The organism is Alicyclobacillus suci, assembly GCF_017329615.1.
GTDB classification, from domain to species: Bacteria; Bacillota; Bacilli; order Alicyclobacillales; family Alicyclobacillaceae; genus Alicyclobacillus; species Alicyclobacillus suci.
Genome location: NZ_JAFMTW010000094.1, coordinates 1 through 3,828, shown reverse-complemented (window position 1 = coordinate 3,828; position 3,828 = coordinate 1). Strand labels below are relative to the sequence as shown.

At 44.0% G+C, this 3,828-nt stretch carries 3 protein-coding genes and 2 pseudogenes; 4 read left to right on the top strand and 1 reads right to left on the bottom strand.

The annotated features are described in order from the left end of the window. A pseudogene (locus tag J3482_RS19660) lies at nucleotides 1-618 on the top strand (hypothetical protein); the annotation flags it as partial. Nucleotides 619-683: 65 nt separating this feature from the next. After that, entirely contained in the window at nucleotides 684-1,853 is a 1,170-nt protein-coding gene (locus J3482_RS19655; RefSeq protein ID WP_188332435.1) for an MFS transporter, read from the top strand. Nucleotides 1,854-2,165: 312 nt separating this feature from the next. Here the strand turns inward: J3482_RS19655 and J3482_RS21955 are convergent, their stop codons facing one another. After that, a complete protein-coding gene (locus J3482_RS21955) occupies nucleotides 2,166-2,408 on the bottom strand; it encodes a DUF5348 domain-containing protein (protein WP_161624328.1) in 243 nt (80 codons plus the stop codon). A gap of 86 nt (nucleotides 2,409-2,494) precedes the next feature. Here J3482_RS21955 and tnpA point away from each other — a divergent pair, with 86 nt between their 5' ends. Beyond that, nucleotides 2,495-2,821, top strand: a complete 327-nt coding sequence (gene tnpA, locus J3482_RS19645; RefSeq protein WP_146824935.1) for an IS66 family insertion sequence element accessory protein TnpA — start codon at nucleotides 2,495-2,497, stop codon at nucleotides 2,819-2,821. 477 nt (nucleotides 2,822-3,298) lie between these two features. Further along, nucleotides 3,299-3,828: pseudogene (locus J3482_RS19640) on the top strand (hypothetical protein); the annotation flags it as partial.

The window sequence follows — 3,828 nt, the reverse complement described above, 5'->3', positions numbered from 1 at the left end:
TTTCTCCAATCTCACATTCTACCAAAGAGGGGCGGATGGCTCATATTTTATGCCCCGGGGTGCCATCCCTTTTTACACAGTATATTGGACTCTACTGGATCAGTTTCAGTTGGAGACAGACGTGAGCAGGAGCTTTGGAAAGAGTTTGTTCAACAAATTCATGATGTAATGAGAATTCCTGATGGTGCATTTCACTTAGAGGCCTTCCTTACAAATGAAGGAGAGAGAGTATTCTTAGAAATAGGCGCTCGTCCCGGCGGAGGTCTAATTGTTTCGACTATTGAGAAAGCGATAGGGCTTAATTTAGATGAAGCTCATTTGCAGTGTCAACTAGGTATTATTCCTATTATAAATGATAAGTCAGAAGTACATTATGGTTGGCTTATGTATCCGAAGGAATATTACGCAGAAAGTGAACGGAGAATAACTGAGGTGCGATTACCAAAGGCTATGCCTTCCTCAGTAATGTGGTCAAAGGTTCCAGAAGTAGGTCAGTCAAACACAGGCTCATTTTCGTATATTAACAACTTAGGTAGCTTTGTCTTTGTTTCCGAGGTAAACTCACAAATATATGATGACATAGAGGTACTACTTCGGGATTATTCTGTTTTATGGTAAGAATAGATACCACATCAGATTGGGAGAATTATGATGCTTGAATTTGTGGAATGCGGTATACAAAAATGTGGGCGCTGATTTTAGGAAGCGCCCTTAATACACTGGGTCTATTCATCACAATTCCAATTATTAACATATATGCAGTGGATGCATTTCATCTTTCAGCGGTTCAGATTGGTTTTATTTCAGGTATATGGCCTGGTACAGTATTTTGTATGAGTTTTTTCACTGGAATGTTGGCACAGCGTCGAGGGTACGTGGATACTCTTCGTGGGGGAACTGCTGTAAATGGCCTGTCATTTCTTTTAATGACTTTTGCATCCAATATAAGTATATTTTGTTTTTCACTCTTTTTATTGGGCTTAGGTAAGGCAATGGCGGATAGTTCTAGTCGTGCTGCGATAAGGTATCTTTCATCAACTGGGGACAGTGAGCGGTATTTTAGATTAAGGTATTTACTACAGAATGTTTCTTGCGTAATAGGGCCACTAATCGGAGTGGCTGCCTATAGGTTTATCTACGGAAAAACATTTCTGATTAGTATGCTGATGTTTTTAGTCTACCTGATAATTACATTTACGGGTCTTAGAAGACGTGATTTCAAAAACGAATCGAACGACCAACCAAGCATCCTCAAAAATTTTTCAGTTCTTAAGGATGGCAGTTTGCAACTATGGATAATGAGCGGAACATGTATTTTGATTGCTTATGGAGCTTACGAGTCACTCATGCCTGTAGTTATACTAAATGCACATGGTACTAGACCAAATTATGGTTTCCTAGTGTCCCTTAACGCTATTGTCGTAATTCTAATTCAACTTGGGCACTTAAAGCTTTTTAAAAATAGCTCCTTAAGAAGGTCCATTTTATTTGGTTTTATTCTTTTAGCAGCAGGGTTTGCTCTCTATGCTATAGAGTGGGAGCCTTACGTTATGACAGTGATCGCAACAATAGTGGTTTCTATCGGAGAATCCGTACTCTTTCCTTGTTTTGACGTCGTAATGGGGAGGATATCTCCAGATAATAAAAGCGCGTTGTATTACGGCGCTGGTGAGTTGAGACAAGTCGGATTTTTCTTAGGCCCATCAATTGGTGGTTTACTGTTAGCCTACGGAGGACCAGTGTCATTGTTCATTGCTTCTGCATTAAGCATTATTGTTGCGGGAGTACTCTTCAACAGAGTTGCCTTTTTCGGGAGTAACCAAAACAGTGATTACGACACTAAACAAATGTAAAGACCACCTTCAATAACTTGTCTTACTTATTGCGTTACAACTATCCAATATCTGTTAGTGTTTGTTGAATCTGTAATTTTCAGATATCCTTGTTTAACGAGGAAATCAACAATATACTCACCAACTTGGTGGTAAAGTTCAGTTTTTCCGTCGCCCATTACTGTGCCCTCTCTTGTTGCCGCTCGAATTATTTGTCGGTGAAATTCCAAGTGTCATTGTCGGTTGGAATCGACGCAGAGATCACACGCACTTTGTCGGTATTTGGAAAAATAAAGGGGCCGCTTTTGGCGACCCCTCTACAAACGTGCTCGTCTAGGTATATATCCACCTTGCAGCGTAGGTTCGGTTGCGCATCAGCACGAATGCGTCACTGCACTGTGCATCGTCACGGAAAATCACATACCATCCCTCGGCACACAACTCAATTCTCGCGCCATAATATCTGTCGCCAACCCGGATTTCAATCGCGTCTCCGCAATGCAAGTCATATTCGACTTTATCATGTGTAAAGTACCATCGGTCCCACAGTGGACTGAATTGTAGATTTCCCTTCATCAGTAAGCGTAAAACGTAACACACCTCGCAAGACTACGCTCTGGGCGGGATAATCTCCTCAAATGAAGCTGAGGAGAGTGAGGCACATGTCAAGAACCGAGCTACGTGAAGAATGGGAGGGTCGCCTCGCCGAGTTTGAGCCTAGTGGGCAAACTGCTACAGACTGGTGTGCGGAGCAAGGAATCAATATCCATCGTTTCCGCTACTGGTCCAGCAAGCTTCGAGAGAATCGACGAAAGCCTTCAAACGGAGAGGTTCGTTGGCTTTCAGTGGAGATGGAATCAGTCATTAAACCGAGCAGTAACGAAGCGCTCACTGTTCAGGTTGGTCAAGCCAGGATTGAAGTGTCTGAGGGCTTCAACGCCAAACTGTTCATACAGGTCGTTCAGGCTTTGGCAAATGCTCATCCATGAGGCAAATTCAGAGCAACGAGTGTACTTGGCGAGCGGCAGTACAGACCTTCGTAAGTCTATCGACGGGCTGGCAGTCCTGGTGTTTTGGCCAATCCATAATGGCCGAAAGTTGACTGAATTGCCTGTCCGGGATTTGACGTATATCATGTCCTTATCCTAGGAATGGAAAAGGACGTCTCCTGTTGCGTTGCACTGCCCTAACAGTGCAACAGGAAACGTCCCCAACCCATATGATAATTCTATCAGATTATCAGCTCGTTGAGCAGTCCCCCCGAGTTTTTTGTTCGGAGTGAGGAATGCATCCCGTGTCCTTGCTGTCAGTGTATACCGCATAATAAAAGTGCAAAAAAACGCAGCGTAAAAATGCAGAGCTAGCCTGCGGTTTTTACAAAGCGGAAAAATGAATGGGCACTTGCAACACCACTCTACTAATTCTACCCTTGGGTTTGTCGAAGACCTTTAGGGTGGTGAGAGAGGATGCTGAAAGTGCCACAGCAACAGTATATCAAGTTTTTGTACGAGAATGAGGATTATTCGATTTCCGAGATTGCGAGAAACATGGGAATCAATTGGCGTACCGCCAAGAAATATGCCACGAGGAATGATTGGAATGCGCCCATACAGCGACGCAAGAAACGATATCCTGTTCTCGGTCCGTACCTTGACATCATCGATACTTGGTTGACTGAGGAACAGACACTGCCCCGCAAGCAGCGGTACACTGCGAAACGAATCTTTGACCGCCTGTGTGGTGAATACGGGTTCGAAGGTGGTCGGCGTACCGTTGAGGAGTATGTGGCCAAACGTCGGAAAGAGCTCAAGTTGGAACATGCTAAGAGCTATGAGCGACTTGAACATCCCGGCGGTGAAGCACAAGTGGACTTTGGCACGGCTTACGTTGGACAACCGATCAAGTCCAAAATGCTGTGTAAAATCCCCTCTTCGGAATGTGTCGCATCATGCTCACAATCTACTCAACGGCTGATGGGCGTCACTTTCTTGTTGGT